The sequence below is a fragment of the Cyclonatronum proteinivorum genome (assembly GCF_003353065.1).
In the GTDB taxonomy this organism is placed as follows: domain Bacteria; phylum Bacteroidota; class Rhodothermia; order Balneolales; family Cyclonatronaceae; genus Cyclonatronum; species Cyclonatronum proteinivorum.
The window spans coordinates 1,089,871-1,115,645 of sequence record NZ_CP027806.1; the positions used below are offsets into that span (position 1 = coordinate 1,089,871).

At 55.0% G+C, this 25,775-nt stretch carries 18 protein-coding genes; 2 read left to right on the forward strand and 16 right to left on the reverse strand.

Translation table 11 applies throughout. The annotated features are described in order from the left end of the window. The 8 genes from CYPRO_RS04335 to CYPRO_RS04380 all read right to left on the reverse strand — a co-directional run bounded on the left by CYPRO_RS04335 (window position 1) and on the right by CYPRO_RS04380 (window position 15,478). Entirely contained in the window at window positions 1-3,276 is a 3,276-nt protein-coding gene (locus tag CYPRO_RS04335; RefSeq protein ID WP_124245519.1) for a T9SS-dependent M6-like inactivated metalloprotease, read from the reverse strand. A 96-nt stretch (window positions 3,277-3,372) separates the two neighbouring features. Further along, window positions 3,373-4,488: a type IX secretion system outer membrane channel protein PorV gene (gene porV, locus CYPRO_RS04340; protein ID WP_114983451.1), complete on the reverse strand. Its 1,116-nt coding sequence runs from the start codon at window positions 4,486-4,488 to the stop codon at window positions 3,373-3,375. 134 nt (window positions 4,489-4,622) lie between these two features. After that, a complete protein-coding gene (porU, locus tag CYPRO_RS04345) occupies window positions 4,623-8,567 on the reverse strand; it encodes a type IX secretion system sortase PorU (RefSeq protein ID WP_164682529.1) in 3,945 nt (1,314 codons plus the stop codon). 793 nt (window positions 8,568-9,360) lie between these two features. After that, window positions 9,361-10,539, reverse strand: coding sequence for a thiolase family protein (locus CYPRO_RS04355; protein ID WP_114983454.1), 1,179 nt, complete (start codon window positions 10,537-10,539; stop codon window positions 9,361-9,363). A 63-nt stretch (window positions 10,540-10,602) separates the two neighbouring features. Continuing rightward, window positions 10,603-11,157, reverse strand: coding sequence for a hypothetical protein (locus tag CYPRO_RS04360; protein WP_240644832.1), 555 nt, complete (start codon window positions 11,155-11,157; stop codon window positions 10,603-10,605). A 17-nt stretch (window positions 11,158-11,174) separates the two neighbouring features. After that, window positions 11,175-12,323 (reverse strand): cystathionine gamma-synthase, encoded by a 1,149-nt coding sequence (locus CYPRO_RS04365; RefSeq protein WP_114983455.1) that lies wholly within the window; start codon window positions 12,321-12,323, stop codon window positions 11,175-11,177. 546 nt (window positions 12,324-12,869) lie between these two features. Then, window positions 12,870-14,099, reverse strand: coding sequence for a tetratricopeptide repeat protein (locus CYPRO_RS04375; protein WP_124245520.1), 1,230 nt, complete (start codon window positions 14,097-14,099; stop codon window positions 12,870-12,872). Window positions 14,100-14,152: 53 nt separating this feature from the next. Next, the gene (locus CYPRO_RS04380) at window positions 14,153-15,478 is read right to left on the reverse strand and encodes a tetratricopeptide repeat protein (protein WP_114983458.1); all 1,326 of its coding nucleotides are present in this window, start codon (window positions 15,476-15,478) and stop codon (window positions 14,153-14,155) included. 224 nt (window positions 15,479-15,702) lie between these two features. Between CYPRO_RS04380 and CYPRO_RS04385 the strand changes: the two genes are divergently transcribed. Then, window positions 15,703-16,083, forward strand: coding sequence for a RidA family protein (locus CYPRO_RS04385; protein ID WP_114983459.1), 381 nt, complete (start codon window positions 15,703-15,705; stop codon window positions 16,081-16,083). Window positions 16,084-16,112: 29 nt separating this feature from the next. Here CYPRO_RS04385 and CYPRO_RS04390 read toward each other — a convergent pair whose 3' ends face one another. The 4 genes from CYPRO_RS04390 to rplU all read right to left on the reverse strand — a co-directional run bounded on the left by CYPRO_RS04390 (window position 16,113) and on the right by rplU (window position 19,634). Continuing rightward, window positions 16,113-18,113: a M23 family metallopeptidase gene (locus CYPRO_RS04390; protein ID WP_114983460.1), complete on the reverse strand. Its 2,001-nt coding sequence runs from the start codon at window positions 18,111-18,113 to the stop codon at window positions 16,113-16,115. 161 nt (window positions 18,114-18,274) lie between these two features. Beyond that, complete coding sequence (locus CYPRO_RS04395) at window positions 18,275-18,943, reverse strand: fumarylacetoacetate hydrolase family protein (RefSeq protein WP_164682531.1); 669 nt, start codon at window positions 18,941-18,943, stop codon at window positions 18,275-18,277. A gap of 103 nt (window positions 18,944-19,046) precedes the next feature. Next, on the reverse strand, window positions 19,047-19,304 hold the full coding sequence (gene rpmA, locus CYPRO_RS04400; RefSeq protein ID WP_114983461.1) for a 50S ribosomal protein L27: 258 nt from the start codon (window positions 19,302-19,304) through the stop codon (window positions 19,047-19,049). Window positions 19,305-19,322: 18 nt separating this feature from the next. After that, the gene (gene rplU, locus CYPRO_RS04405) at window positions 19,323-19,634 is read right to left on the reverse strand and encodes a 50S ribosomal protein L21 (protein WP_114983462.1); all 312 of its coding nucleotides are present in this window, start codon (window positions 19,632-19,634) and stop codon (window positions 19,323-19,325) included. A gap of 242 nt (window positions 19,635-19,876) precedes the next feature. On the opposite strand from rplU, the gene CYPRO_RS04410 reads away from it, so the two are divergent. Beyond that, complete coding sequence (locus CYPRO_RS04410) at window positions 19,877-20,068, forward strand: hypothetical protein (RefSeq protein ID WP_114983463.1); 192 nt, start codon at window positions 19,877-19,879, stop codon at window positions 20,066-20,068. A gap of 94 nt (window positions 20,069-20,162) precedes the next feature. Here CYPRO_RS04410 and CYPRO_RS04415 read toward each other — a convergent pair whose 3' ends face one another. The 4 genes from CYPRO_RS04415 to CYPRO_RS04430 all read right to left on the reverse strand — a co-directional run bounded on the left by CYPRO_RS04415 (window position 20,163) and on the right by CYPRO_RS04430 (window position 25,771). After that, on the reverse strand, window positions 20,163-21,005 hold the full coding sequence (locus tag CYPRO_RS04415) for a tetratricopeptide repeat protein (RefSeq protein WP_114983464.1): 843 nt from the start codon (window positions 21,003-21,005) through the stop codon (window positions 20,163-20,165). A gap of 98 nt (window positions 21,006-21,103) precedes the next feature. Beyond that, window positions 21,104-21,748 carry a LexA family protein gene (locus CYPRO_RS04420; protein WP_114983465.1) on the reverse strand — a complete coding sequence of 215 codons (645 nt, stop codon included), beginning with the start codon at window positions 21,746-21,748 and terminating at the stop codon, window positions 21,104-21,106. Between the two features lie 599 nt (window positions 21,749-22,347). After that, on the reverse strand, window positions 22,348-23,688 hold the full coding sequence (gene glmM, locus CYPRO_RS04425) for a phosphoglucosamine mutase (RefSeq protein WP_114983466.1): 1,341 nt from the start codon (window positions 23,686-23,688) through the stop codon (window positions 22,348-22,350). 70 nt (window positions 23,689-23,758) lie between these two features. Further along, the gene (locus tag CYPRO_RS04430; RefSeq protein WP_114983467.1) at window positions 23,759-25,771 is read right to left on the reverse strand and encodes an SGNH/GDSL hydrolase family protein; all 2,013 of its coding nucleotides are present in this window, start codon (window positions 25,769-25,771) and stop codon (window positions 23,759-23,761) included. Window positions 25,772-25,775: the final 4 nt, after the last annotated feature.

Consider the following 25,775-nt stretch of genomic DNA (forward strand, 5'->3'; position numbering starts at 1 on the left):
CTAACGAATCACGGCTATGCGGATGAGCTTGGTTTCTTCTCGCCCGTTGGCTGAGGCGCGGACGCGGGCGTAATAGGCACCGCTACTCCAGCCCGAGGTGTCGATAAGGACTTCTTCGGGTACGCCGCCGCGTGCCTGCAGCCGCTGTTCGTACAGGCGGGTGCCGCTCATGCTCAGAACGGTAATGGTGATGTCGGCTTCGGTGCTGGTCTGATAGCGGATGAAGGTTTCGTTGCTTGCGGGGTTGGGCCAGTTATAGGTTTCACCGGTGTTGAGGAGACCGAATTCAGGCAGGGACAGGTTGGGGTCCGGCTCGGGACCGCGGAGTTTGTTGCCCGGATCGTTGCCGTAAACGGAGCCCCAAAAGACTTCACCGGCTCCTTCAAGTTCCCAGACCCTGAGGTCGCCTGAATTACTGATGGCATAGAGCCGGTTGCCGTCAAGCACGGGCATAAGCGGGAAGCGTTCGATATAGCTTACGTCTTCCTGCGTAGAGCCAACATAGAGCGGGAAACCGTCGAGCGGACGCAGGCGGTTGTCGAAGCCGTGGATGATATAGGACAGGCTGTCGGCGGCAGGCATGAGGAGATCGGGGCGTCCATCACCCGTAAGGTCGGCGATCAGCGGGGAGGACAGGAAGGTTTGCCCCTGTGGTGCTTCGAGGGGGAAATCCCAGAGGAGGGCGCCGTTGGCGTTGCGGCCTTCGAGTCGGTTTTGCAAAAAATCAACAAAGAGAAAATCAAGGGAGCCGTCGCCGTTGAAGTCAACCAGGGCAGGCCAGCTGATACCGGGCAGGGACCCGGCCCTGGCCAAATGTATGTCATCCCTTTCATCGGGTGCGAGCAGGCTGAGTGCTGTGCTCGTGAGCAGTAAGGGCTGTGGCGGTTGATTTTCCGAGACCTGAACCATGCTTACATAGCGGCGAGGGGGGGTGAAATCCGTGCGTAAATTCCGGTTAATGCTGCCATCGCTTGTGCTCAGGATACCGTCTTCAATGCGGGCGCTTATACCGCCGAGGATAATGCTTTCCTGAAAGCCGCCGTCAATAATGGTGCGGGCACCGGTTTGGGCGTCGAGCCGGACCGGCGTGGTGTCAAGGTCTATGGTTTGACCTGTTCGGGATGAAGGTTTTCCCGACAATTCGCCTATATGGCCGGTTTGCCAGATTTTCGTAAAGGTACCGTCCTGGAGCTGGAAGAAGCGGGCTGTAGGGTCATCGCCTTTTTCATCAAGAGTGAGTACACCGTTTTGGGTGTACAACGGCATTACGGTGCCAAACCCGAAGGAATGACGATTTTCGAACGAAATACCGGCTTCGTTATCGAGGGGCAGTGCATGTACCGATATATCGCCGGGTACGAGCAGGAACGAATTACCGGTATCCTGCCGGTATATAACGAGTGGTCTCGGCCATCCGTAGTGCCCGGAATCAAATATCGCGAACCTGCCGTCAAGCGAGCCTTCAAACAGCAGGCTGATGTTTTCGGCACCGATCCTTCGTGCTCTGAAACTTGCGGTAGGGAGGTTGTCGGAGAAGTCATAAAACTCAAAAAATGAAGGACTTCCGGTATTGCTGCGGTTGTTGGGGAAGGTGTCGTCGCCGAAGCGGTTTTCGTAAATGACTATTCGTTGCCCGGAGGCGGTGATCACCGTAAAATCGTTGCCGCTCCACCAGAAGTCAAAAGGGCCGCCGCTTGAGAAGTTCGTAAGGCCCCCGGCAGGCCGCCCGATGTCCTGCGCGCCGTCGGCTTCCTGTAAACTTACGCCCCTGCGGTCAGGGTTGTTGTTGATCGCGTTGTTTCGCTTCTGTTCGCGGATTACGGCTTCGTCAATGTGCCAGATCAGGATTCCGCCGTTGAGGAGTCGGTCGTCGTCGGTGCCGGCTTGTCCGTCCTGACCGATGTCGAGGCCGCCGGGTACGGCCCAGTCAAAGTTGCTGACATTTACCAGCACACCCGCGGGCATGATTTCGCTGTACCTGCGCTGATCGGTCGGGCTGAAGCGCTCTTCTTCGTTGGTAAAAACCCGGGTTTCAAAGCTGCCGTCGGGCAGGCGGAAGGTGAGCTCCACACCTGTGCCGAAAGGGTCGCGGTGCCGGTTTTCAACCAGAAAGTATTCGTCGGTTGAAATGCGGTGCCGCGCAATACTCTGGGGCTGACCCAGCGAAGCGGCGGGGAGCTGAATAGCGGAATCGTCGGTGAGGCTGATGTCAAAGGGGGTGTCCCATCCCATAAACTGACGCTCCCATGCCGAGGGCAGCGGGGGCATGAGGCCGTACCAGGCAAAAATACCCGCGCCGTCCATCAGGCCGAACTGACCGATTCCGGAGCGCCCGGTTTCCGTGTCAAAAAGATCGGGCAGACCGAGAAAGCTGCCGATGTTCGCCGTGAGTATACCGTTGATGGAAAGTTCAAGTACAAATTCTTCACCGGTTACATCTTCGCCCCGGCGGCTTTGTGTTTGGGGAAGGATAGCGGAGTTGGTGACCCGCACCCCGTCACGCAGCGGAATACCGTCGAAATCGGGACCCGCGTCGGATGAGAGTCGTGTAATAGATTCCTTGCTGAGGAAAACAGAGGGGATGTCCTGCGGGGTGTTGTCGAGGGTGGTGCCGGTAAGTTCGATGTCCCGCCCCGCTCCGGCATGGAATATCACAAACAGGGTGCGGTCCTGAGGCAGATGGCTGAGGTCGGGCAGGTCCGACTGGGCAACGAGGCTCCAGGTGTCGTAGAAAAGGTCTCCGAGCCGAAAGTTTTCGCTGTCATCAGGACCGGTTGGCGAGTATTCCCGCATGGGCCTGTTGAGCCGGTACACCTGCGGGAGTACGGTGAATTCGAGCTCAAGCTGTCCCTGTGAGGCTTGCTGGAAATAGTTGCGGGCAAACAGCAGGTGGGATTCGAAGTAGCTTCGATTATGGGGCAGCGGACCAATCGTGATGTCATCGCGCATAAGGTAGTCGAGCGCGAAAGTCCCGTTTCCGGAGGTGAAGCGGTTTTCTTCCGGTTGGAATTCGACCATGACCGCGAGAATGTGTACGGTGCCATCTGAGATGACCTGTGTTTCTGCCTGCCCTGACCCGTGCTGCGACTGAGCCGCCATAAAGGGCTGAAAGCGCCCGGCAAGTTCATCGGCAGGGATGGGCTGGGCAATCGTGAATGTACAGGGAATCAAAAAAAACAGAAGAATACCCGTAACAGATATTCTTCTGAATGTGAAGGAGTTTACGAACATGTAGGGAGCCTGAATGGAGTCAGATACGACAGGCGCAAAAAGCACCAATCCGGTAAATGGTGCGGACTGACCGGTAAAGGGGATGAGGCCGCAGAACCATCACCCTTTACCGGCAAGGCCGCATATAGGTAAGCGGGTGCGCTAAAAATTGAGCAGCACCGATAATCGGATGGTGTTGGCCAGCGGGTGATCTTCCCGAATGGTGTAGAGGTAGCTGAAGTCAACCCCGAACATGTTGTAGCGCAGACCGGCACCAAAGGTGATAAACTGACGGTCTCCGTTGTTGGGGGCTTCGTAGAAGTAGCCTGTCCGGATGGCAAATTGCTGGTTGTACCAGTACTCAACCCCAACGGCATACATGAACTGTTCTACGAGGGGTACTTCAACAAAATCCTGTCCGTCAAAGCGGGTGTAGGTATCCCAGGAGCGGAAGAGGGCTTCACCCACGCCCATGGCGCGTCCTGTAGTGTCGTTGCGGGCCATGATTTTGGATACATCACCGGCAAAAGTAAGGGTGTTGAAGCCGTCGTTATCGAGGGCAAGATCCAGGGCGAAACCGGCACGCAGAAGGGTTGGGAGCGGATCGGCCTGCGCGTCATCGGTGTACTGAATGGCCGGACCGATATTGGAAAGGTTGAAGCCGGCACTCAGGCGGGAGGTGCGGTCCAGGAGGTTGAACTCATTGCTGCGGTAAAGGGCAGCAAGGTCAATACCAACGCTTGTACCCGCTTTCGCGGTCTGACCGCCTACGTCGATATTCGGGGTGAGGCGGCTGTAAATAAACCGGAAGCCGGTGCCGATGGCCCAGTTCTGGTTGAGGCGGAAACCGTAGCTGAGTCCGGTAGCGAGTTCGTAGCTGGAAAAGCTGCGGATCTCGCGACCAATTTCGTCGGTCTGAATTTGCTCACCCAGGTTGAGGTAGGTGATGTGCCCGCCAATGGTGCCGATACCTTCGATGTAGGTTTTACCGACCAGGTAGTTGTAGAAAAGGTCGGTGTTGAAGTTGGGCAGCCAGTTGGCATAGGTGAGGGCAATCTGCGTTTCAGGTTCCTGAAAAGCAAGGCCGGCAGGATTCCAGAACACGGCAGAAGCGTTATCGGCAATCGCTACCCCTGCATTACCCATACCCGGCGTACGCGAATCGGGCTCAATTTGCATAAAAGGCACGGCTGTAATACCAACCTGCGCATAGGATGGAGCGATACCGGCAAGCAGCAATGCAAAAGCAGCTATATAAAAGGTTGAGAATTTCTTCATAAGAATGGAATGAATAGAGGGTGATGTATGAGAGTGCAGTAGCTGTGCGCTATAGGATTGCTGGGTTTATGTGTTGCGGTTTGAAATAAAGGAAAAAAGGTTTTGGAACAACCATTAAGGGTCAACGGATGAAACTAACGAATAATTACGAGACGCTCTATATGTTCCTGTGTTTGGCGCCCGTTAGGGCCGTCAGTGCGTACCCGCACGTGGTACAGATAGGTGCCGGCGGCAAGGCGGTTGTTATCATCATCGCGACCGTTCCACTCAAACATTTCCAGGTTGCCGTTGGTGATCCGGCTTTCGCGAATTTGCGCTACCGGCCTTCCGCTGAGCGTGTAGACCCGGATGAAGACATCCAGCGGCTGACCTACCGGCTGATTGTGTTCGAAAGCGAAGCGGGTGAAGTTGTGCATTGGGTTCGGATAGTTGTACACATTCCGGATGGCAAGCTCGTCGCCCCCGCTCACATCAAAGAAAATCTCGGTTTCGCCCACATTGTTGAAAACGTCCCAGGCGCGCACGTACAGCGACCATGCACCATCTTCCAGATTGTCCAGCGGGTACTCAATGCGGCCGCGGGTGAAATCGTCGAGCGCGCTGGTGTAAAACTCGTTAAGAATGAAGGTGCGCTCTTCAGCCGGACGGTCGGCATTGCGGAGGGTACCGATGATTTCATGGCCTACGCCCGCGCCGGTTGTGTTCACCCCGCCTTCACTGAAAACATCTACCACTAAAGTGGGGTCACGGTTGACCAGGTTTCCGTTCACAAAACTGTCGTCGTTGAGGTAGGCGTCGAGCTGCGGGCCTTCGAAGGTGTTTACGGCGTTGGGGTTGATGCCGTTAAGGAAGAAGTTGGAGAAGGAGCCAACGGCATCCGATACGCCGGGATTGATCCCGTAAATATGAATGCGCGCAAGTGAATCGGAGTAGGCGATATCCTGCGGAACAATGAACTCGGTGCTGAACTGCCCGTCCGTAATGCTGACCCTGCCATTAAAGAGAATGTCGTTCTGTACGCGGAAGCCGCAGTCCGGCGACAGGAGGTTGCAGGTTACGTCAGGGTTGGGGAGCAGCTCCAGACGGGAGGCGTCAAACACCCGCAGTATGCCTTCTCCGTTAAAGCTGTTGTCGGTTGTGCCGCCGGTGCCGAGCACGCGCCCTTCCACAGAAACCCGGTCAAGTGAGCGCAGCTGCAGCGGTGCGTTGGATGTGCTGACCGGTAGTCCGTTGATGGCGGTGATTTCCATCTGTTGCTCCGGAAGTCCCATCGACATGGCCGGATCGCCCAGTAGTACGAACTTGCGGTTGTTAATGCTGTTGCGGTTGGCGGCTTCGTTGTTATCGAGGATGAAGTTTTTTGTGGTGCGGTACACATCCCCGATTGTGCGGTTGCTGCCGTCGGGGTTGCGCATGACCATTTGCCGGGTGAGTTCGATGTGCAGGGCGAAGTTGTTGTCCTGCGTTTCGTTGGGGCTGGAGCTCGTGAACACCACGCGGGAGGTCGTCATTGCGGCTACGGAGCCGCCATTGTCGTGGAGCATGAGCTTCTCTGCGCCTGAAAAGTCAACGTTGTCGTCGTAGCGCCCGAAGGAGCAGGTCGCTGTGATCATAATCATGGGGCGCTCGCGGTTGGTGAGCCGGGGAATATCCGAGGACTGAAACAGCCGTTGCTGCGTGAGCACCTGTTCCGCACCGTGACCTGAAAAGTGCAGGGTGAGGGTTCCGGCATTGATCTGATTGACCAGCGCAGTCGTGCCCTGTGGTACCCGCCGCCCCGCAGGCGTATTTTCCAGCGGGAAGCTGAACTGATACAGCTTGCGAACCCGGATACCGGTTGCGTCTTCATCAATGGCTTCGGCCACAAAATCAGCGTTGAAGGTGTGCAGGTCGCGGTCGTTGTTGTTGCTGTTCATGTTATCGTCAGCCGTGAAAGTGAACAGCGTGCGCCAGTCGCCTGCCTGATCCAGGTTTTCGAAGGCTTCGATTTTGTCTATGATGATGTGCGCCTGTTCCGCCGAAACAACCGGAATCCGGCCAATCTCGATATCAAGACGGTTGTTGCGGTCGCTTGCCAGCCATGAACCTTCATCATCCCCTAAAAATCCAAAAAAGTCGTCACTGCCGTAGGTGCCGGTGCGGGTGAGGTTATCGGCGTCAACGTAGTGCTGAAAGTTGAACACGAGGTTTTCAACGGAGGTGTCTTCGATACCTTTGTAGTCGAAGGTTGCATTTCCGAACAGCATGAGATAGCGGGGCATACGTTCATCGCTGAGGCCGGCGCGGTCGTACAGAAATTTCATGAAGTCACGGATGGCAACCGGATCAGGTACGCCGCCGCTGAATTCATGAAAAATCTGGTTCTGCGTTACAATTACGGGGCGGAGTCCGTTGCGTGCGGCGCGGTAATCGGCGAGGCGCTGCGCGGGTTCGAGCAGGCGTTCAGCGGTTACGATCACGTAATCCGGGAAGAAGTTGATCCCGTGCAGGTTTTGGTTTTCGACCGCAGTTCCGGGCGCGGGGGTATAAAAGCGGGTAGCGGCAATCAGCTTGCGGCCCGGATTGTAGAAGTAGCGTGCCGACCAGTTGCTGCCGCTGCCTTCAGCCGGGATGAGCACCGGGTTAACGGGATTGGTGACATCCATCACCAGCGGACGCGACGAAAAGCCGGTGAAGCTGTAGCGTGCAAGCTGTGTGGTGGAAGTGGAAAGGTCCGGCGAAAGGAAGTGAAGGATACCGTTTTTGGGCGCAAGCAGGCGCTCCGCACGGATATTGATGAAATCAACCCAGCCCCGCGATTCGGGGGTTGTGGTCATGAATCGGGCCCGGATTTCGAGCCGCTCGTTATCAAGGGTCACGTTGTTGAGCTGCCGTACAACATTGGTGATGTTGGCCGAGCGTCCGGTAGAAGCGGAGAGGTCGTTAATGGGCGCGATGTTGACGGTGCCGAAAATCGCGTTGTCGCGGCTGAATTCGAAGGTCATGAGGGAGCGCGACCGCCCGGCCATGCGGGCATTAAACTCGATGGTGCTGTTAGGGATGAAGCCGGGGAGGGTGTCGCGTACAATCACCTGATTGCTGAATTCGGGGGTGAAGAGCTGACCAAACCAGAGGGTGCCGGAGCGCTGCTGCGATTCCGGCATGTGAAGCTCTTCTTCGATAAAGATAAAATCCCGGAAGCGGTCTATTTCTTCGCTCACGCTGCCCTGCGCCTGAAAAGGCTGCAGGCGTTCGCCGCGCTCGCTGCCTATGGTCAGATACACAAAGTTGGTCGTTGCGTAGGCGTGTGTGTGGTGGGTCCAGCTGCGGGAGATCGGGTCGAAAATGCGCTCATTGACTTCATTGCCGTAGAAAATGACGGCGTCGTTGGCGCCAAAACTGCCGTCGCTTTCGCCTTCGACGATGATGGGAATTTGTGTGAAGGCCGGACGTGCGTCCGCATTGGGCAGGGGAAGCTCGTAGCCGTTTGTGCCCCAGAGCTGAATGTTGCGGGGATCGATGTTGTCGGTATCAATGCCAAGATCCCGCAGGTAGGTGCGGTCGAGCCGGTATATGCCGTTTCGGGTAACGGGGATCTGATACCAGCTGCCGGTGCTCAGCGGGTGATTGCCTTCGCTTTGGATCCGCTGTGAAATGCGCGCGTAGGCTGCCGCTGCCTGCGGGGTCCAGGTCTGATCATTGTACACCCGTATGCGCAGGCTGCGCGTGATGAGGAACTGATCAGCTTGTGTAGCGTCACGGCGGGCGATGTTGAGCTGAAGCGCGGAGCGGTACTGTTTGCGCACTTCACGGGGTGCAGAGGCCTGTGCAAGCGGAGCGCGGGTATCGGCAAGGAGGGTGAAGATGTCTTCTTCGGAACCGTGCTGTGCTTCCACCCTGGAAAGGCGCGGACTACTTGCGCGCACGATGTCCTGTTCGAGAATACGGTACCGAAGCTCACCATCGCGGTAAGGAACATCGAGGAAGGCTGGCGCAAACACGCGAAGGCTGTCGTTGGAAAATGCGTACTCCGTGAATTCAGGCGTAGCGTGAACCACCTGCAAATGCTGCGATTGGGCAGCAAAGGGGGCGGTCATCATCAAAAGAAAAAGACAGAAAACGCGGAATATCGGAGGCACGTGTTTCAAAACTCTACGGGTTGAACGAGAAAAAGACGCTTTTGGAGTACAGGCAAAAACCATGAAGGGGGCGTCAAAACGGGAAATCAGTAGCGTATAGTGCGATATTGCGGTTCTTTTGATGAAAGTGTGAGGGCTTCTAAAAATACTTGTACCTGCCTTCATAAGCAAACAGACTTCACATATACCCGGCAGCATGCGGACGGGTTCCCATTGGTTGGATGAATTTTTTCAGACGCACGCGCAGCGGGTGATTTTGGAACGCGGATTTTGGGGTTTGGGCTGGGCAGGGCCGGTCGCGATTCCGGGGTTGGTTATCGTTTTCGCGCGGGGGCGACCACGAGGGGGGCGACCACGAGGGTCGCCCGTACGTTTTCGCGCGGGGCGGGCGACCACAAGGGTGCGCCCGTACATTTTCGGGGCCTAAATGAAATTTTGGATGCCATCTTGTTTATCCTGTGAATCTTACAAATCCTGTTCAAAGCAATTCGGGAATGCGTTTCTGCCCGTCGCGGCCTTTGCGCCTTCGTGCACCACTCCCAAAAAGCAAGGGACCTATGCCGATTTGGGATTTGCGCGAACCACGAAAGACCGTGATGTTCACGGAGTTTCCCCCAAAAAATAAAAAGCCTTACTTCAACCCCTGCAGCCTGTGGTTGAGCTGCCATGTTTTAACCTGAAAAAAGCGAAGCCTTCACCTGTTGAGGGGGGAAGGCTTCAGTTGGATAGGCGGATTGAAAATTGCCGAACGGGCTTAGATCATTTCGACCACGAGTGCGGATGCGCCGCCGCCGCCGTTGCAGATGCCTGCGCAGCCGGTTTTGCCGCCGGTGCGTTTGAGGGCGTGCAGCAGGCTCACGATGATGCGGGCGCCGGAGCAGCCGATCGGGTGACCAATGCTGACCGCGCCGCCGTGAATGTTGACTTTCGCCGGGTCGAGCTTGAGCAGCTGATTGTTGGCGATGGAAACCACAGAGAAGGCTTCGTTGATTTCGAAGAGGTCGATCTGCTCAACGGTGAGGCCGGCGCGCTTGAGGGCGCGGGGGATGGCATCAGCCGGGGCAATCGTGAACCACTCGGGCTCTTTGCCGGCACTTGCCTGACCTGTGATGCGCGCGATGGGCGTGAGGCCAAGCTCGGTGGCTTTTTCTTCGCTCATCACCAAAAGGGCCGCGGCGCCGTCGTTGATGGAGCTCGCGTTGGCCGCTGTGATGGTGCCGTCTTTCTGGAAAACCGGACGCAGGCCCGGAAGCTTGTCGAAGTTGACGCGGTTGACTTCTTCGTCGGCTTCAACTTTGGTGACATTGCCTTTGCGGTCTTTCACATTGATGGGGATGATTTCATCCTTAAACCAGCCTTCTGCGGTGGCTTTTTGGGCCCGCTTGTAGGACTCAATGGCGAAGGCGTCCTGATCTTCGCGGCTGATGTTCATCTCTTTTGCCGTGATTTCAGCGGCGTTGCCCATGTGGAAATCTTTGTACACATCCCAAAGGCCGTCCTTGATGATGCCGTCCTGCGCCTGCACGTGTCCGAGTTTGGCGCCATAGCGTTGCTGCGGCAGGTAGTAGGGCACGTTGCTCATGCTCTCCATGCCGCCGGCTACGATTACATCGGCTTCGCCGGTCTGGATTTGGTTCACGGCCATCATCACGGCTTTCATGCCGGAAGCGCACACTTTGTTGACGGTCGTGCAGGGGGTGTCGTAGCCGAGGCCCGCTTTGAGCGCGGCCTGACGCGCTGGCGCCTGCCCCATGCCCGCAGTGAGCACGCAGCCCATGATGACTTCCTGCACATCATTGGGTTTGCAGTTGGTTTTTTTGAGGAGTCCGGTGATGGCTGCCGCGCCCAGCTCAGGGGCGCTGAAGGAGGCGAGGCTTCCGCCAAATGATCCGATCGGCGTGCGGTAGGCGCCGACAATAACGACGTTTTTCATAATAATAGCTTCAATTTTTAGGGTGAATGAGGTTTCAGTGGTGAATCAAACAGTTGATATAAGTCAAAGATCCGATTCGTCGCGCCAGGAGCGGAGCTGCCAGTTTTCGGTCGAATCGGGGCGTTCCAGTACAAAATTTACGGCACCATCGGTGCGGATGAGGTCGGAGGCTTCGAGGGCGACCGTGAGGTCGAAGCGCCGGATGACCTGACTCCGGGTGCGGTCTTCGTTGATATCCTGCGAGAGGATGTTGTTCCAGCGAATCCGGATGTCCTGACTGTTAATGAACAGCCGGTAGGTACTACTCATTTCTTCGTTGCGCCCCCAGCTTATGTCAACATTGTTGTCGTAATCGCGAAAGGTGAACACGAAATCGCGGGCAATCAGCGGACCGTAGAGCGTTGTGTCGCGCAGCTGGTAGGCGTTTTGGAAGCGGGTGAAGAAGCCTTCAATGGTGGAAGGATCCCCGAGCAGGCCGTCGCCGTCGCCTTCTTCAAGGCCCGGAGCGAAAGGATTCCAGCAGCCCGCCGCGAAGAGCAGCACGAGCGTGACGGCGTAGAGGCCGAGCAGGCGTCGTGCGGAAAAAGGTCGGGCAGCATGGGATTCGGTTTCGCTCATGGGACAGTCGGAGGGTGTTAGCCCAGCGCGCGGAAGGCGGTTTCGAGGTCTTCGAGCAGGTCGCCCGCGTCTTCGATGCCGCAGGAGAGGCGGATGAGCGAGTCGTTGAGCCCGGCTTTGTGCCGGACATCCGCGGGGATGGAGCCGTGCGTCATGCTCGCCGGATGGCTGATGAGCGACTCGACCCCGCCCAGGCTCTCGGCGAGGGTGAACAGCTTGGTGTGCTGCATGAAGGTGTGCGCGCTCGGGATGTCGTCCTGTTTCAGGGTGAAGGAGACCATGCCGCCGAAATCCTTCATTTGTGATTTCGCGACTTCGTGACCGGGGTGCTGTTCGAAGCCGGGGTAGCGCACGCTCTTCACCAGCGGGTGATTGCGCAGGTAGCGGGCGACTTCGCGGGCGTTCTCGCAGCTGCGCTCGACGCGCACGGCCAGCGTTTTGATGCCGCGCAGGGTGAGATAGCAGTCCATCGGACCGGGAACGGCCCCGGTGCTTTTCACCTGAAAACGCAGGTTTTCGAGTATGTCCTGATGCGAGGTTGCAACCGCACCGCCGATCACATCGGAGTGTCCGCCGAGATATTTTGTGGTTGAGTGCAGCACGGCGTCCGCGCCGAGTAGCAGCGGCTGCTGCAGGTAGGGCGAAGCGAAGGTGTTATCGACCACGGTCAGGATGCCCCGGCTTTTGGCCAGCTCCGTGAGGGCACGGATATCCACGATGTTGAGGAGCGGATTGGTCGGGGTTTCGATCCACAGCATTTTCGTTTCGGGACGGAGGGCGGCTTCGACATTTTCGGTGCGGGTCATGTCCACAAACGAATATTCGATGCCGAAGGGGGCAAAAACCTGCGTGAACAGCCGGTAGGTGCCGCCATACAAATCGTTGGAGGCCACTACGTGATTGCCGGGGCGCAGCATTTTCATGAGGGCATCCATGGCCGCGCAGCCGCTCGCGAAAGCGGCACAGGCGTCAGCTTCTTCGATACCGGCGATGAGCTGCTCAAGGGCGGTCCGGGTCGGGTTGCCGACCCGCGCGTAATCGTAGCCCTTGTGCATATCCGGGGCCTGCTGCGCGTAGGTGGAGGTCTGAAAAATGGGCGGCATGACAGCCCCGGAGGTTTCTTCGGGCGCCTGACCGGCATGGATGACTTTGGAGTTGAATTTCATAAAATCAAAAGGAGTAGACAGGTTGATCTCGGGCGTAGCGAATTACAGGATATGCGCCGTGTGATGAAAGCGCTTTTTGCGGATAGGCAAAGATACAAAGCTCCGGAGAGGACTTTTATTTAATGATGTGAAATGATTGGGTTTCAGACCTTCCGCAATATCGGGCGCATTGTAATTTTTTAACCCGTGTATGCTTTCGGGATGGAAAAATATTCCCTGAAAGCTTGCGATTATTTCCGGCTTATGCAAGTGCCCGCGGACGTCAGCTTTGCGGTGCGGCAGGTGCCTTTGGCTTTTTGAAGATGTCTGTGCTGAAGAAAAAAAGCAAGGGATTTCCCGCAGGTTTGGGGTGACATGACATGGCATTGACCCCCTGATGTTCACGGAGTTTACCCCAAAAAATAAAAGGCTATAACATGGCTGCAAAGCCGGGCTCAGGGGGAGGGGTTTGCAGAAAGGTCCGCGTAAAAAAGGCCCGTGCTGAGAAATCAGCGCCGGGCCTTCGGGTAATGGGCGGGTTTTACAGGTTGGGGTAGCGTGAGGATGCTACAGCGTGCCGGCCTGCGCTCGTGCGGCTTCGGCTTCTTCAAACATGCTGAGGGCTTCGTACACATCGGCCATGGCAGCCCAGGTTTGGGTGTCTGCCGGATTTTGTTCTGTTACGAACTCGAGGTAGTTGAGGCTTTGGTAGAAGTGTTCTTCGAGCTGTTGCTGCCGTTCGGTTCCCGAAAGTTCGGGTTGCAGCTCGTAGATTTCACGCAGCATGAAAGCGAGGTTTCGGTGCCAGATTCCGATGGTTTTGTTGGTGAGGAGGTGATCCTGATTGAGCACGTAGGCGGCTTCCATTTCAACTTCGGCCCGGCTGAAGGTTTCCATGGCGGCAGCGTAGAGCTCGCCGGCCTGGCTCGTGTTGCCGGGCGAGAGGGCGAGGATTTCCTGAAGCTGTGCAAAACCGGTTTCTGCAAGTACGCGGCCATAGGCGAGTTTACTTTCAACGGTTTGCCCGTCGAGGCGGCTGAGGCGTTCGAGAATTTCAGCGGCTTCATCCTGCCGGCCAAGCTTTGTGAGGGCATTGGCGAGGCCGCGGCCCGAGTTGATGAGTCCTGCCCCGTCGTTCCACGATCTGCTGAGGAAGGGGACGGCTTCTTCATACTGACCGCTTTGGTAGTAGAGAAAGCCAAGTGTGGTGATGTGCCGGCTTGAAGCAAAGCCAGCTTCGTACATGGCAGCGAGGGTTTCGGTGGCAGCTTCGAAATCGTCGAGTTCGTAGTAGAGCTCAAACAGGGTTTCGTAGATGCGGTTGTCTTCAGGGGAAAGGATGCGGTTGTTTTCGAGGTGCGCAATGGCCGCCCGGCGGTTCTCTTCGCCCAGTGTTTCATTGGAGCTGAGGATGGTTTGCGCGCCCTGATCTTCGACCTGTCTGCGGGATTCGAGGATCTCGTCGGCGCGGCGGTTGATCTCGTTGTGGGTTTCTTCCGTTGCTGCTGTGCGGGCATTATCAGCTGCTTTCACCATGTCGCGGTACAGTGGCTTGCGGTCTTTCGGAGAGAAGTTTTTAGAGAGTTCCGCCACAACTTCTGCGATGAAAAGGTGGGCTTCTGCGTCGTCGGGGTTGTTGGCTACAGCCTGATTTGCAGCGCGCAGGGCTTCGGTGAGGTTGTTTTCAGCGCGGTAGGTTTCCGCCCGCTCAAAGTGTGAGGTTGAGGAACAGGAAAAAATAAACCCGAAGGCCATCACGAGGATGACCATTCGGGTTATTGCGAATGTGAGATTCACGTTGGATGTATAAAAATGTGGAAGTAAAAGTGAGAGATGCGATCGGGTGAAGATCAGAAGCCAGCGCGTTCAGCGGCTCTTTCGGCTTCTTCCTGCATTCCGAGGCGGGTGTAGAGCTGGAAGAGTTTCATCCAGTTGTCGGTTTCTTCCGGCTCAAGCTCAGCTGTTTTTTCGTAGAACGGCAGGGAAGCACGGAAGAAATCCATGGCCTGCTGCTCCATTTCGCTGAAGTCCATGTCGTCATCGAAGAGGTTGTTGATCTGATCGACGAGTGCGAGTCCGCGGTTTTCGTTGATGGCTCCCAGCGTGTAGGTGGTGTTAGGCTCGTTGGGTTCGAGCTCAAAGGCAATCATGAGCTGCTCTTCTGCGCGGTCTGCAATTGCAAAGCGGCGTTCATCCATCGCACGGATCTGATCCTGAACAGCGTCGATGCGGCTCTCTACATCGCGTACTGCGGCTGCGCTGGGGTTGCTCTGACGGGCAAGCTCACGGAACTCCTGATTGAGATCGAATAACTCATCATACATGGCGGCGACATCTTGCGTGAGGTTGAGGTATTCCTGATAAATCTGGGAACCGAAAACAAGACGGTACTGCGCATTGGATTCATCACGCGCGATAAGGTCTTCGAGAACAGCCATTGCCTGCTCTGTTTCACCCATGCGGAAGAAGATGTTGGCCTGCTCCTGGACAAAGAAGATTTCATCCGGGAATACTTCAGCGGCAACTTCGAGGATTTCCAGGGTGCCTTCGTTGTTTTCCTGAAGCATGAAGAAGTAGGTGAGGCGCTGATAGCGGCTGAGGTCGGGCTCGGCCGCCTGATCGATGGCTTCGCGCATGTATTTGGCAGCATTGTCCACATCATTTGACATGAAATAAAGCTCGGAAAGCGCGTCGAGGTTCATGGTGCTGTCAGGCATGACTGTGTGCGCGTTGTACACGTGCTGAATGGCGAGCTGAAGCACTTCCGGCGGGTTTTCGCCTTCGAAATCAATGCCGCTGATACCCTGTGAGTACTCGTCTCTCCAGCGGTTTACCAGCAAGGGAATAGCGGTTTGAGATTCATTTGAGCTGATTTCCTGCTCGGTAAAGAGTTCATCTGCGCGAAGCATGTTGGTACGTGCATTCTGCAGGGCGTCACGGCGCTGATCAACGGGCTGCTCTTCAGCGATCTCCAGCCATGCAGCGCCCTTGTAGTAAAAGGCGTCGGCATTTTCCGGATTTTCTTCCAGTGCCGCTTCCGCTGAGGCGATAACGCCCTGGAAGTCAGCATTGCGAAGGTTGAGTTTCGCAGATTCAATGTTCGGGTCACTCGCACAGGCCAGCATTATTGAGCCCAAAAGCGCGGCAATGACCGCTAATTTCACAGAAACTTTCATAATTTGCTGTTTATATATTAGAATAATGTCAAATTTTGGTACATCGTTGAAGATAAGCGTACCATTTGCTTAACGCAACAATACGACGGATTTCCAACGGGTACGACTGGGTTGCAGGTTTGAGCTGCGAATTACCGTTTCGCAAGCCTGCAAGGTACTTGTCTGCCGTTGATAACGCAGCGCTGATACTGAATGCGCTATTAAAAATTCATAATTCTCTTATCATGAGCCATACGATTGTAAACACGCCGCACGCGCCAGCGGCACTGGGACCCTACTCACAGGCAACCATACACAATGGCGTGCTATACCTTTCCGGTCAGATCGGCCTGGTGCCCGAAACCGGGATGTTCGCCGGGGAAGACACACCTGCACAGGCCCGTCAGGTGATGAAGAACCTGAAAGCGGTGCTTGAAGCGGGGGGCAGTTCCTTTGATAAGGTTCTGCGGTGCACCATATTTCTGAGCGATATGGCGGACTTTGCCGAAGTCAATGCCATTTACGGGGAGTACTTCGGGGAAAATCCGCCCGCCCGGGAAACCGTTGCCGTGAAAACCCTTCCGAAGCATGCCAGAATTGAGATCAGTGCCCTTGCTTATGTGTAGCTGAGCCCGCAACGGGTGTGTGGATTCTGTTAGCGGTTGATCTCAAAATGCTGTTCCGTAATGTTTCCGGCATGGTCCGGTACTCTGAGAAAAATCGTGTTGATGCCCCGCTTTGGGGTAAACTCAGGATGATGGTAGCGCAGGGTATGGCTGAAAGGGTCATACTCTGCGATTCCGCGTACGCCGTTGACGGTGAAGTACACTTCATTAAAATTGAGGCCTGAATCCAAATCGACGGCCCGCACGCTAACGAACCAGCGCCGGTCAGAACGGCGCTGCCAGATTCGGGGCCGGGTTACGGAAGGTGCGGTCGTATCAGGACGGATGACGTAGCGCCCGAATCCGTTAAGGCTGGCAACCATGGTGTTCCCTTCAATCCGCGTGCCGCTCACAACAACTTCGCGGTTGCGGCGCTCATCAACAAAATACAGCCCGTACTGCGTGTTACCGCGCAGGGAATCCGGCAGGGTAATCATCGCCTGAAAGGGTCTGCGCATGGGCACTTCGTCCGGTGAAATGCGGATGTACTCGCGTCCGTTTTCGGTGAAGCGCGTCGCGTGTACATAGGTTGTATCAAAGGCAGCGCCGGGGGGGAAGTGCAGGACCATGCGGTAGGCGGGGAAGCGCAGCGTGGTGCGGGTATCGCGTCTGATTTGGTGCAGACGAAAGCTGTGCGGACCCGTGTGAATGCGCACCGATTCCCCGTGCAGTTTTGCGGCCTGATTGGGCATGACATCGGTGTAGGTACGACGCATGGCGTGAAAGCTTCCTTCTTCCTGAATGCCAAAGGTTGTAGCCGGATTGCGCCGGGGGCGGATCCAGGATGAATTCCATTCGAAGGCCCGGTGCGGCTCAAAGCGGGACGCCCCGTTTACAAAGGGCTCCGGGACCGGCAACGGACTCGCTTTGAGAGAGAGCAATTGTTCCGGCGCTTCGAATCGCGGGCTTTGGGGTACATGGATGGTGAGCGTTGCAACCGAACGGTTCCCGCTGTAATCAAGGGCAACGATTTCAACATTATGCAGCCCGGGTTCGAGCCGGAGAAGCCCGTCGCCAAGGCTTCGGTCATAAAAGGGCAGGGTGTTGCCCGGTAAAATGTGGAGCCGCTGAAAGCCGCCGCGCCGCTGCAATAACAGCGGATAGACCCGGTCAATCAGCATTTGCCGCCCTTCCGCCATGGGAAAGCTGTCCACCCGCGAGTGAAAGAAAAGCGTTCCGTTTACGCGCATTTGCAGCTCGTACACCGCATATACATTCCTGCCATTGTCAGAGCGGTCGCTTGCGTTCACCGCCAGCCCTATGGTGCCTTCTGCGGTAACCCGGCCGAAGTCGAAGGTTCCGCCCCGGCGGGCAGGGGTTAGGGTTCGCAGGGTCTTGCCGCCGTTTACCAGGGCGTCGGCACTTTTGGGCAGCACTGCCAGGCCCGAAAAAGTTGGCGGAACCGAATCGGCGATGTCAATGCCGACAAGCTTGGGGTTGAAGGCGTCGTTCCAGGGAGAGCGCAGCTCGAAGTGAAGGTGTGGCGGCCCAATACCGGTAGAACCGGAAATCCCGATCAGGTCGCCCTGACTAAAACGAATGCCGTAGTCGGCAACAATTTTGTCAAAGCTGTGCCGGTAGGTTTGGAAGCGGTAGCTGTCAACAAGCTCCCGGATACCGGGCTCGAAATCCTGCAGGTGTGCGTAAACCGAGAAGCTGCCGTCATCATGCTGCAGGTAAATTACGTTGCCGTACCCGTGCGGACTAATCCCGACCCGGTACAAAAGCGCGTCGCGCGTTGCATATACTTCAAAACCTTCCCTGCCCCAGGTTCCGATGTCGGCAGCTGCATGAAAATGCGCGGAACGGGTTTCGGCAAAGGTAGCGGAAAAGTAATCGCTTGCGTTGGTTGGCCACATAAAAACTGCCGTACTGTCGATGAAGTCCGGAAACCTGAGTTCCTGCGCCTGAAGCGGAAGTTGCAGGGGGATGACAAATAGGGCGCTAAGTAGAAAAAATCCTGATGAAAGCCTGCGGAAAGCCTTGCGCATGGGGCGGGGCGTGTATGTAGATATGAAGCGTGCGAAAAAAAAGACGGTGTGCTGAAACAGCTGCGGTACAGGCTAAGGTTTTTTTGAAGGGCAAAGACACCTGAGCCTGTACCGCTTTTAAAAGCTGTTTCCTGTCAGCGGCTTAAGATACTGCAGATTCATCATATTTCCCGTACGCTAAGGCGCAGGGTACTCAAATTATTTCCCAGTACAGCGGTTACGGAATCGCCGTTTTTCAGGGGACCAACGCCTTCCGGGGTCCCGGTGAAAATGAGATCACCGCTGTGCAGCGTAACAAAACCGGAAAGATAACTGATGAGTGCAGGCAGGCTGAAGATCATATCCGAAGTGTTACCATGCTGCCGCCGTTCGCCATTAACCGAGAGTGAAACAGTGAGATCAGCCGGATCAGCTACCGCGGAAGCCGGCACAAAGTTGCCGATAGGAGCAAAGGTATCCATGCCTTTGGCAAGGGTCCAGGGCTGTGACTTCGCCTTTAAGGCAGACTGCAGGTCCCGCGCCGTCACATCAATGCCAATGGCGTAGCCTGAGATATAATCCATGGCCTCGTTTTCCGGGATGAAGCGTCCGGTTTTGCCGATGGAGACTACCATTTCAGCTTCATGATGAACATCTTTGGTATGCTGCGTAGGGATGATGATTTCACCGCCGTCAAATGTAATGGCTGTAATGGGTTTGCTGAATACAACCGGGAGCGCCGGTACGGGGTTGTTCAGCTCTTTGGCATGTGCCGCATAGTTACGGCCAATGCAAAAAACGGAATTAACGGACTGCATGCCGGGCAGTCCCGGTATTTTGATATTTCTCATGGTATTTTGATAAGAGCACATACTGAAGAAGCCCCTGACCTGATGGTAAGGGGCTTCAAAACGATAAGCGGAATATCGTTAATCCGCTGCGGCAGAAGGCTGATTAAGCCTGTGGTACAACCGAAACAAACTTGCGGTTGTTACGACCGGTTTTAAATTCGACAGTGCCGTGCGATGTAGCGAAGATAGTGTAGTCTTTGCCCAAACCAACATTCTCGCCGGGATGAAACTTGGTACCCCGCTGACGAATGATGATATTTCCGGCCTGAACGAACTGACCGCCAAATTTCTTGACACCAAGTCGTTTGCTTTCTGAATCGCGGCCGTTTCTACTGGAACCTTGACCTTTCTTATGAGCCATTTTAGTAAGGTTTTAGGGTTAAACCGTAATGGAGTTGATGGTTAATTGGGTAAGATGCTGACGGTGACCGTTACTCTTCTGATAGCCCTTGCGACGCTTTTTCTTGAAAACGATAACTTTATCGCCTTTCAGGTGCTTTTCAATCGTAGCTTCAACTTTCGCTGATTCAACAACCGGGCTACCGACGGTAACGTCGTCTTCATTTGAAATAAGCAGTACCTTATCAAAAGAAACAGAAGCTTCCGCTTCCTCAGCCAGGCGATCTACAAAAATAGTATCGTTAGCTCTGACTTTATACTGATGACCGCCAATTTGTACAATTGCGAACATGATAGAAAAATTCTGTGGGTGGATTTCTGATTAGCTTGCAAATATAAGCACTAACCGGGTTATTATCAAAATTTACCGCACAGGAGTTTGCGCTCCTTTTTTCGCTTTCCCGCAGGCCATTAACGCACAGCTTTTTCTGACATCATCCCCGCATTCCCGGCCTTAGGTTTTCCGGAAATTAGCTATATTTGGCACATCAAGTCCAAAAATTCCCCCTAACCTGATTACACGAGTCGTTTACCATGAGTTTACCGAATCTGCACAAGCAGGCAATGGCTATGAAAAACAAGCGCAGGCTTCGCCTCGATGGCGGTCGCGCATGGATTAAAAACGGACAGCTGCACGACGCTGTTAAATCAGCCTCCCTCAAAATTGAGCGGAATCCTGCATTTCAGACAGAAGAAACCAAAGCACTGCCTGCACCCAAAAAATAAAGCTGTCTGACCGCCTGTTGTAAAAATATCTCAGCACAAAAAAAGCCCGCTATCCGGGCTTTTTTTGTTTGTATGCAGCACTATCAATTTCGTCTTAGTACAGCGCCATTGAAAAACGGCGGCGGTATTTTTTGGCTGTCGGGTGCGCGTCGCTCAGCAGTTTGAAAACGGCAACGCAGGCTTTTCGGGCGCCGTCGTCTTCAAAGGTACGGTCTGCCATCAGTACGGAAATAAAATGCTCAAGCGCTTTGTCGTAATCGTGCGCAAAAAGAGCTTTAGCACCTGAAATGTAGGTGTCGGCCAGTTTGCCGGTTGCTGTTGGTGACGCATTGCCGCGGGCGATTTCCTGCAGGTGCTTGAGCATAAGCAGGCTTTCGCGCTCAATTTCAAATTTACCGGTATCCGCTACCGTACCAAGCAGTTTTTCGGATGTCTCGATATCGTCAGGTAACAGCAGCATGGCAAGATCGGTGATGGCTTGCTCATCTTTTTTATCCTGTTCGTATGCCTTCTTGGCAGCTTCGAGAGCAGCTTCCCGATTCCCGGCTTCAAGCCATTTGGCTACCCCCGGTTCCTCGCCGTCTTCCTCTTCATCGCCTTCTCCTGTATCGGGCAGATTTTCTTTAAGCCATTGCCTGATCTGAGCTTCCGGCAGGGAGCCTTCAAAAGAGCCCAGCAGCTTGCCCTGATAGAGCATTCGTACGGCAGGTATGCTGCGAATCTGAAACTGTGCCGCAATTTGCTGATTCTCAGGTTCATCCACATTAACCTTCACAAATTTCCACTTGCCCTTAGACTGTGCGGCAAGTTTTTCGAGCACGGGACCCAGCGTCCGGCAGGGCCCGCACCAGGGTGCCCAAAAATCCAGAACGACGGGAACAGACTGACTCGGCTCGAGAATGTCAGTGCGGATATCTTTTAATTCGTAATCGGCCATAATCTTTAATAGGAGTATTGTTTGAAGTTCATTTTTGCGTCACTCCCTGCAAAGATAAGGCCAAATCAGCGCGACTGACAAAAGCTGTCAGCCGGCAATCAGTCGGGGCGCTTGCGGTAGAAGCCAGAGCGGTTTACATGCCCGACATACCTGCCCAGCACGCGCACCTCTTCAAAAATATCGGGCTCGATGTAGATGTCGCTGAAGGCGTCGTTGGCCGGTTCGAGCCGCAACCCGTTTGGACCGTAGAAAATGCGCTTCAAACTCGTCTCACCATTGTACAGCACCGCACCGATATCACCGTCCTTAACATCATCATCCATCAGAAGCACAAAATCCCCGTCCATCACACCCACATCGCGCATGCTGTAGCCGCTAACCCGCAGCGCGTACATTTTGTCGAGACCAGGCAGCAAATGCTTGAGCGTAATCTTGCCGAGATTCGCCTCAACCGCTTCCTGCAGGTATCCCGCAGCAATAATACCGCGCACCGGAATGCCCTCATCATCTCCGGATTCCTGCCGCGAGAGCTCTTCAGGCAGCAGATACTCGCCGTCTTCAGCTTTCACCAGAAAGCCTTTTTTCAGCAGCGCCTGCAGATTCTGCGTCACACTGTTCGGCGACCTGAACCCAAATTCGTCCGCAATCTCGCGGTAGGTAGGCCAAATGCCATGATCGTGATAGAAGTCACGGATGTACTCGAAAAAGAGTTTTTGCTTGCGGGTGAGCTGTTTCAGATCCATAAGTGCCTCGGTTTAACATAGGTTGTATATATGTGCGTAATATATGAATGCAAACCCAAAGCGCAAACCCAAAGGCAATTGTTTTTATACGAGCAGGAAATTTCTGAAAAAGAACCGGGAAGCGCGACGATTTGCTCCCCGCTTGCTTCGGTCTTTTTTTATTTGGGGGAAACACCGAGAACATCACGGTCTTTCGTGGCAGCTCAGCGCTCCCAAATCATAATTTGAGTCCCTTGCTTTTTTGGGGCATCAGCAGACCCAATCCTTTCCCTTTAACCCACATTATACACAACTAAACAGGATTTATTTGCTAAGTGTTAGTTTAAATTTGGCTTAGCAAAAAACACCGGTAGCCCAAATTTGAGGGTGGTGTAAAGACTGCGCATCGAGCGAAGCGATTCCCACGAAGTGAAATTTCCCCGCTGGCGGCGTTGAAGCTGAAAACTCATGCTCAGGGTACTTAGGTACCCTTCCGCTGAGTTTTCAGCTTCGCCTTGCCAGCAAGAAAATTTCTTGGTGAATAATGCGGGTTAAAAAAGAAAAAGCCGGCGCTGCAGAAACCAACGCCGGCTTTGAAACCGTCATCCTAAGTAAAGACCTTAGCGGATCAGCGCCTTAATTTCATTTGCAATGGCGTCGGCCCGCTCCATGCTGTCGCTCTCGGTGTAAATCCGGATAATCGGTTCCGTGTTCGATTTGCGGAGATGTGCCCAGCCGTCATCCATCACAATTTTGATACCGTCGGTATCGTCGGGCTCAAGGTGCGCGTAGGCATGCAGCACTTTTAGCAGCGCTGCCTCGGCGTTTACATCGCCCAGCTGAATCTTGTTTTTGGAGATATAGTAGTTTGGCAGGCTGTCGCGGTAAGCAGCAGCAGTGAGACCGGTATCGGCCAGGTGTTGCAGAACCATCGCAATCCCGACAAGCGCGTCGCGCCCGGCATGCAGCTCCGGCAGAATCACGCCGCCGTTGCCTTCGCCGGAAATAACAGCGCCTTCCGCGCGCATTTTTTTCACCACATTGATTTCGCCTACGGCCGCACGATGACAGCGCACCCCGTACTTTTCAGCCACAAAGTCGCAAATCATGGACGACGAGAGATTGGTGCACACATCCCCTTTCCGGTGATTCAGGTAAAAATCGAAGGCCGCAGCCTGTGTGTACTCTTCACCAAACAGGCGTCCGTTGTTGTCCACAAGGGCGAGACGGTCGGCGTCGGGATCGGTAACGACGCCAAGATCGGCGCCCTTTTCCCGGATCAGATCGCAGATTTCGCCCAAATGCTCGGGCAGTGGCTCAGGGTTGTGCGGGAACAGCCCGTCGGGGGTGCAGTGCAGCCGGTGCACCGTTTGTACGCCAAGTCGCTCCAGCAGGTAGGGGATACTTTCTGAACCGGCACCGTTCACGGCGTCAACGGCAACCGTGAAGTTGCGGGCCGCAATTTTGTCTGCGTCGATGTAGGGCAGCGCGAGAATGCTGTCAACATGCGTCCTTACGGCCTCGGCGTCTTCCGTTACGGTACCAAGCTGATCCCAGGCCGAATAGCTTATCCCGCTTTCAGCAATCTTCAGCACTTCTGCGCCTTCGGAAGCGTCCAGAAACTCCGATTTGCTGTTGAGCATTTTCAGCGCGTTCCACTCCGCCGGATTGTGACTCGCCGAGAGAATAATCCCGCCCGCAGCCTTGTGTTTCAGTACGGCCATCGCAACGGTAGGCGTGGGTACAATGCCGGTTTTGATGACATTGCAGCCTGCCGACTGAAGCGCTGCAACGACAACGCGTTCACATAATTCGCCGGTAACGCGCGAGTCGCGCCCGACTACGACGGTTCCCCCGCCGGTCCACTGACCAAAAGCAGCGCTGTAGCGCGCCAGGTTTTCAGGATTCAGATCGGTACCAAAAATACCTCTGATTCCCGAAACGGATACCATAAGTGCCATAAGTTCTAAAGTTATTGAATGAAGGTGAAATGGGGTGGGATGGGATGTGCTAAGCTCAGCTTAGCTTAGCTTAATTACGGCTCAAATGCTGATTTAGCTGCCGGCGCCAGGCCTGAGCACCGGGAAAGTTCGGATTGATTTGTTCCAGTCGTCTCAACATTTCATCGGCCTTTTGAAAATCGCGTTTCAGTCCGTGCGCACCGGAAAGGTTAAACAGGGTTTGTGGATCATTGGGCTCGAGTGCAAGGGATTTCGTTAACAGGCTGATCCCGCGTTCCAGGTTTCCGGCGTCAACTTCAATGGCGCCCAGCATGCGTGTCGTAAACGCACTTGCTTCGATTTCAAGCGCATGTTCGAGCAGGGGACGGGCTTCCTCAAAATTATCCAGACCCAGCCAGACCCGCGCGGCAAAAATAAACGGACTGTCGTTGAAGGGCTGCGCGCGCATCAGGCCGCGATACTCCGCAAGGGCTTCACTAAACCGTCCCTGTTGCTCGTAAATACCCGCCAGCTCAACCTTGCTTTGATCCCAGCGCTGACCCTCGTTAACAACCATAAAAGCCACGCTGTCGGCTTCCGACGTAAAACGATAATTCCGGGGATATCCCCGCGGATCGCGCTGTTCTACGAAAGGCCAGGCGTTCATGAGCAGCTTCACGCGGTGCTCTCCAACTCTGTGATCAAACTCGGTAAGCTCCATCCGCTGCACATACTGTTCCCAGCTTTGCAGACGGTCGGTTTGCAGGTCGATGGAAGGCAGGCCTGCCGCTTTGAATCCTTCCATAAACGTTCGTGCCATCAGGTGAAAGCCCGGAATATTCGGGTGCAGGTGCTCAGTCATTAGGTTAAAGCCAATCAGCTGATGTGCGCTTTCCCGCTTGAAGGCTTCGTGAACCGGTATGGTGTGCGCATTCGCGAAGCGGGCCGCAGTAGTGCGGATGATTTCGTTGAAAGATTCCGGCGCGCGGAACCGCAGGGCGTCAAGCTCTTTGGCTTTCAGGAAGCGCTCAAAAGCCCGTTCAAAATCTCCGGCTTCATACGCCTGTTGTGCTTCTGCAAACACCACATCCGCACGGGGGTGCGCGTCTGTTTCAACAGACAAAAAGGGATGATGATCCTTAAGATTGCTTGTCAGGGTGCCGATGAAGACCGGCACATTGGCGCGTTCAAGGCGTCGCATAATAGCGTTGAGATTGCTTTCAAACTGAAGCCGCCCCAATTCATACAGCTCGCTGTCGAGCGGAATCAGCTGTTCGCCCACCATTCGCTGCATGAGCGTGCCGCTGCCCGCTGCACCTGATCCCGAAGCGAAAACCCCGCTCAGGCGCACAATGCCATCCCGCAGCAGCATGAAGGTGCGAAAACGCTGCAGCCGCAGGTACGCGCGCACAAATCCCGGAAAGGCGCCAAAAGTCTCGGATGAAGCAACCCCAAGCGCGCCGTAATACTCGTTATGCCCCGCATAAATCAGAATCGCGTCAGGCTTATAATTCAGCAGCTCCGGAATCTGATCATAAATGGAGTAGCTGTTGATGGCTGATGTTGCCACGTTTACGACTTCAACATGCCGGTCAGGCGCCATATCCTGCAGCATGTCGCGGAAAGAACGGCTGAAGCTTCCGTTGAAGCCGTAGGGATAGCCGTTCGCGGTAGAGCCGCCAAGCACAAAAACCCGGAAGCCGTTCTCAGGCTTTTGGGTCAGGAAAACATCATCTGCAGGACTCGGAAGGGTTGCCGTGCGGAAAAAATAGCGGCCCGTAAAATTCGGGTTGGGCACTGCATAGCGGCCTTCCAGCGACTGCGGATACACAAACAGGGATAGGTCACCCCGGTAGTTGCCCATGCGCAGACCCGCTTCAAGCAGTACAAAAAACAGCAGCGGAATGGCGAGCATAATGCTGTAAAACAGAATTTTACGGCTGCCTGCCGGACCAGAAGACGCAACACCTTCTTTCTCATTGAGCTGTGCGAGATACGTTCGTACTTCGCTTTCATCCATTTTGAGATCAGCGGCAATACGCCCCGCCGGTTTGGTGCCGGCGTGTTTTTGAATGTAGCGTTTCTGTTTGGTGGTCAGGGCCATAAGG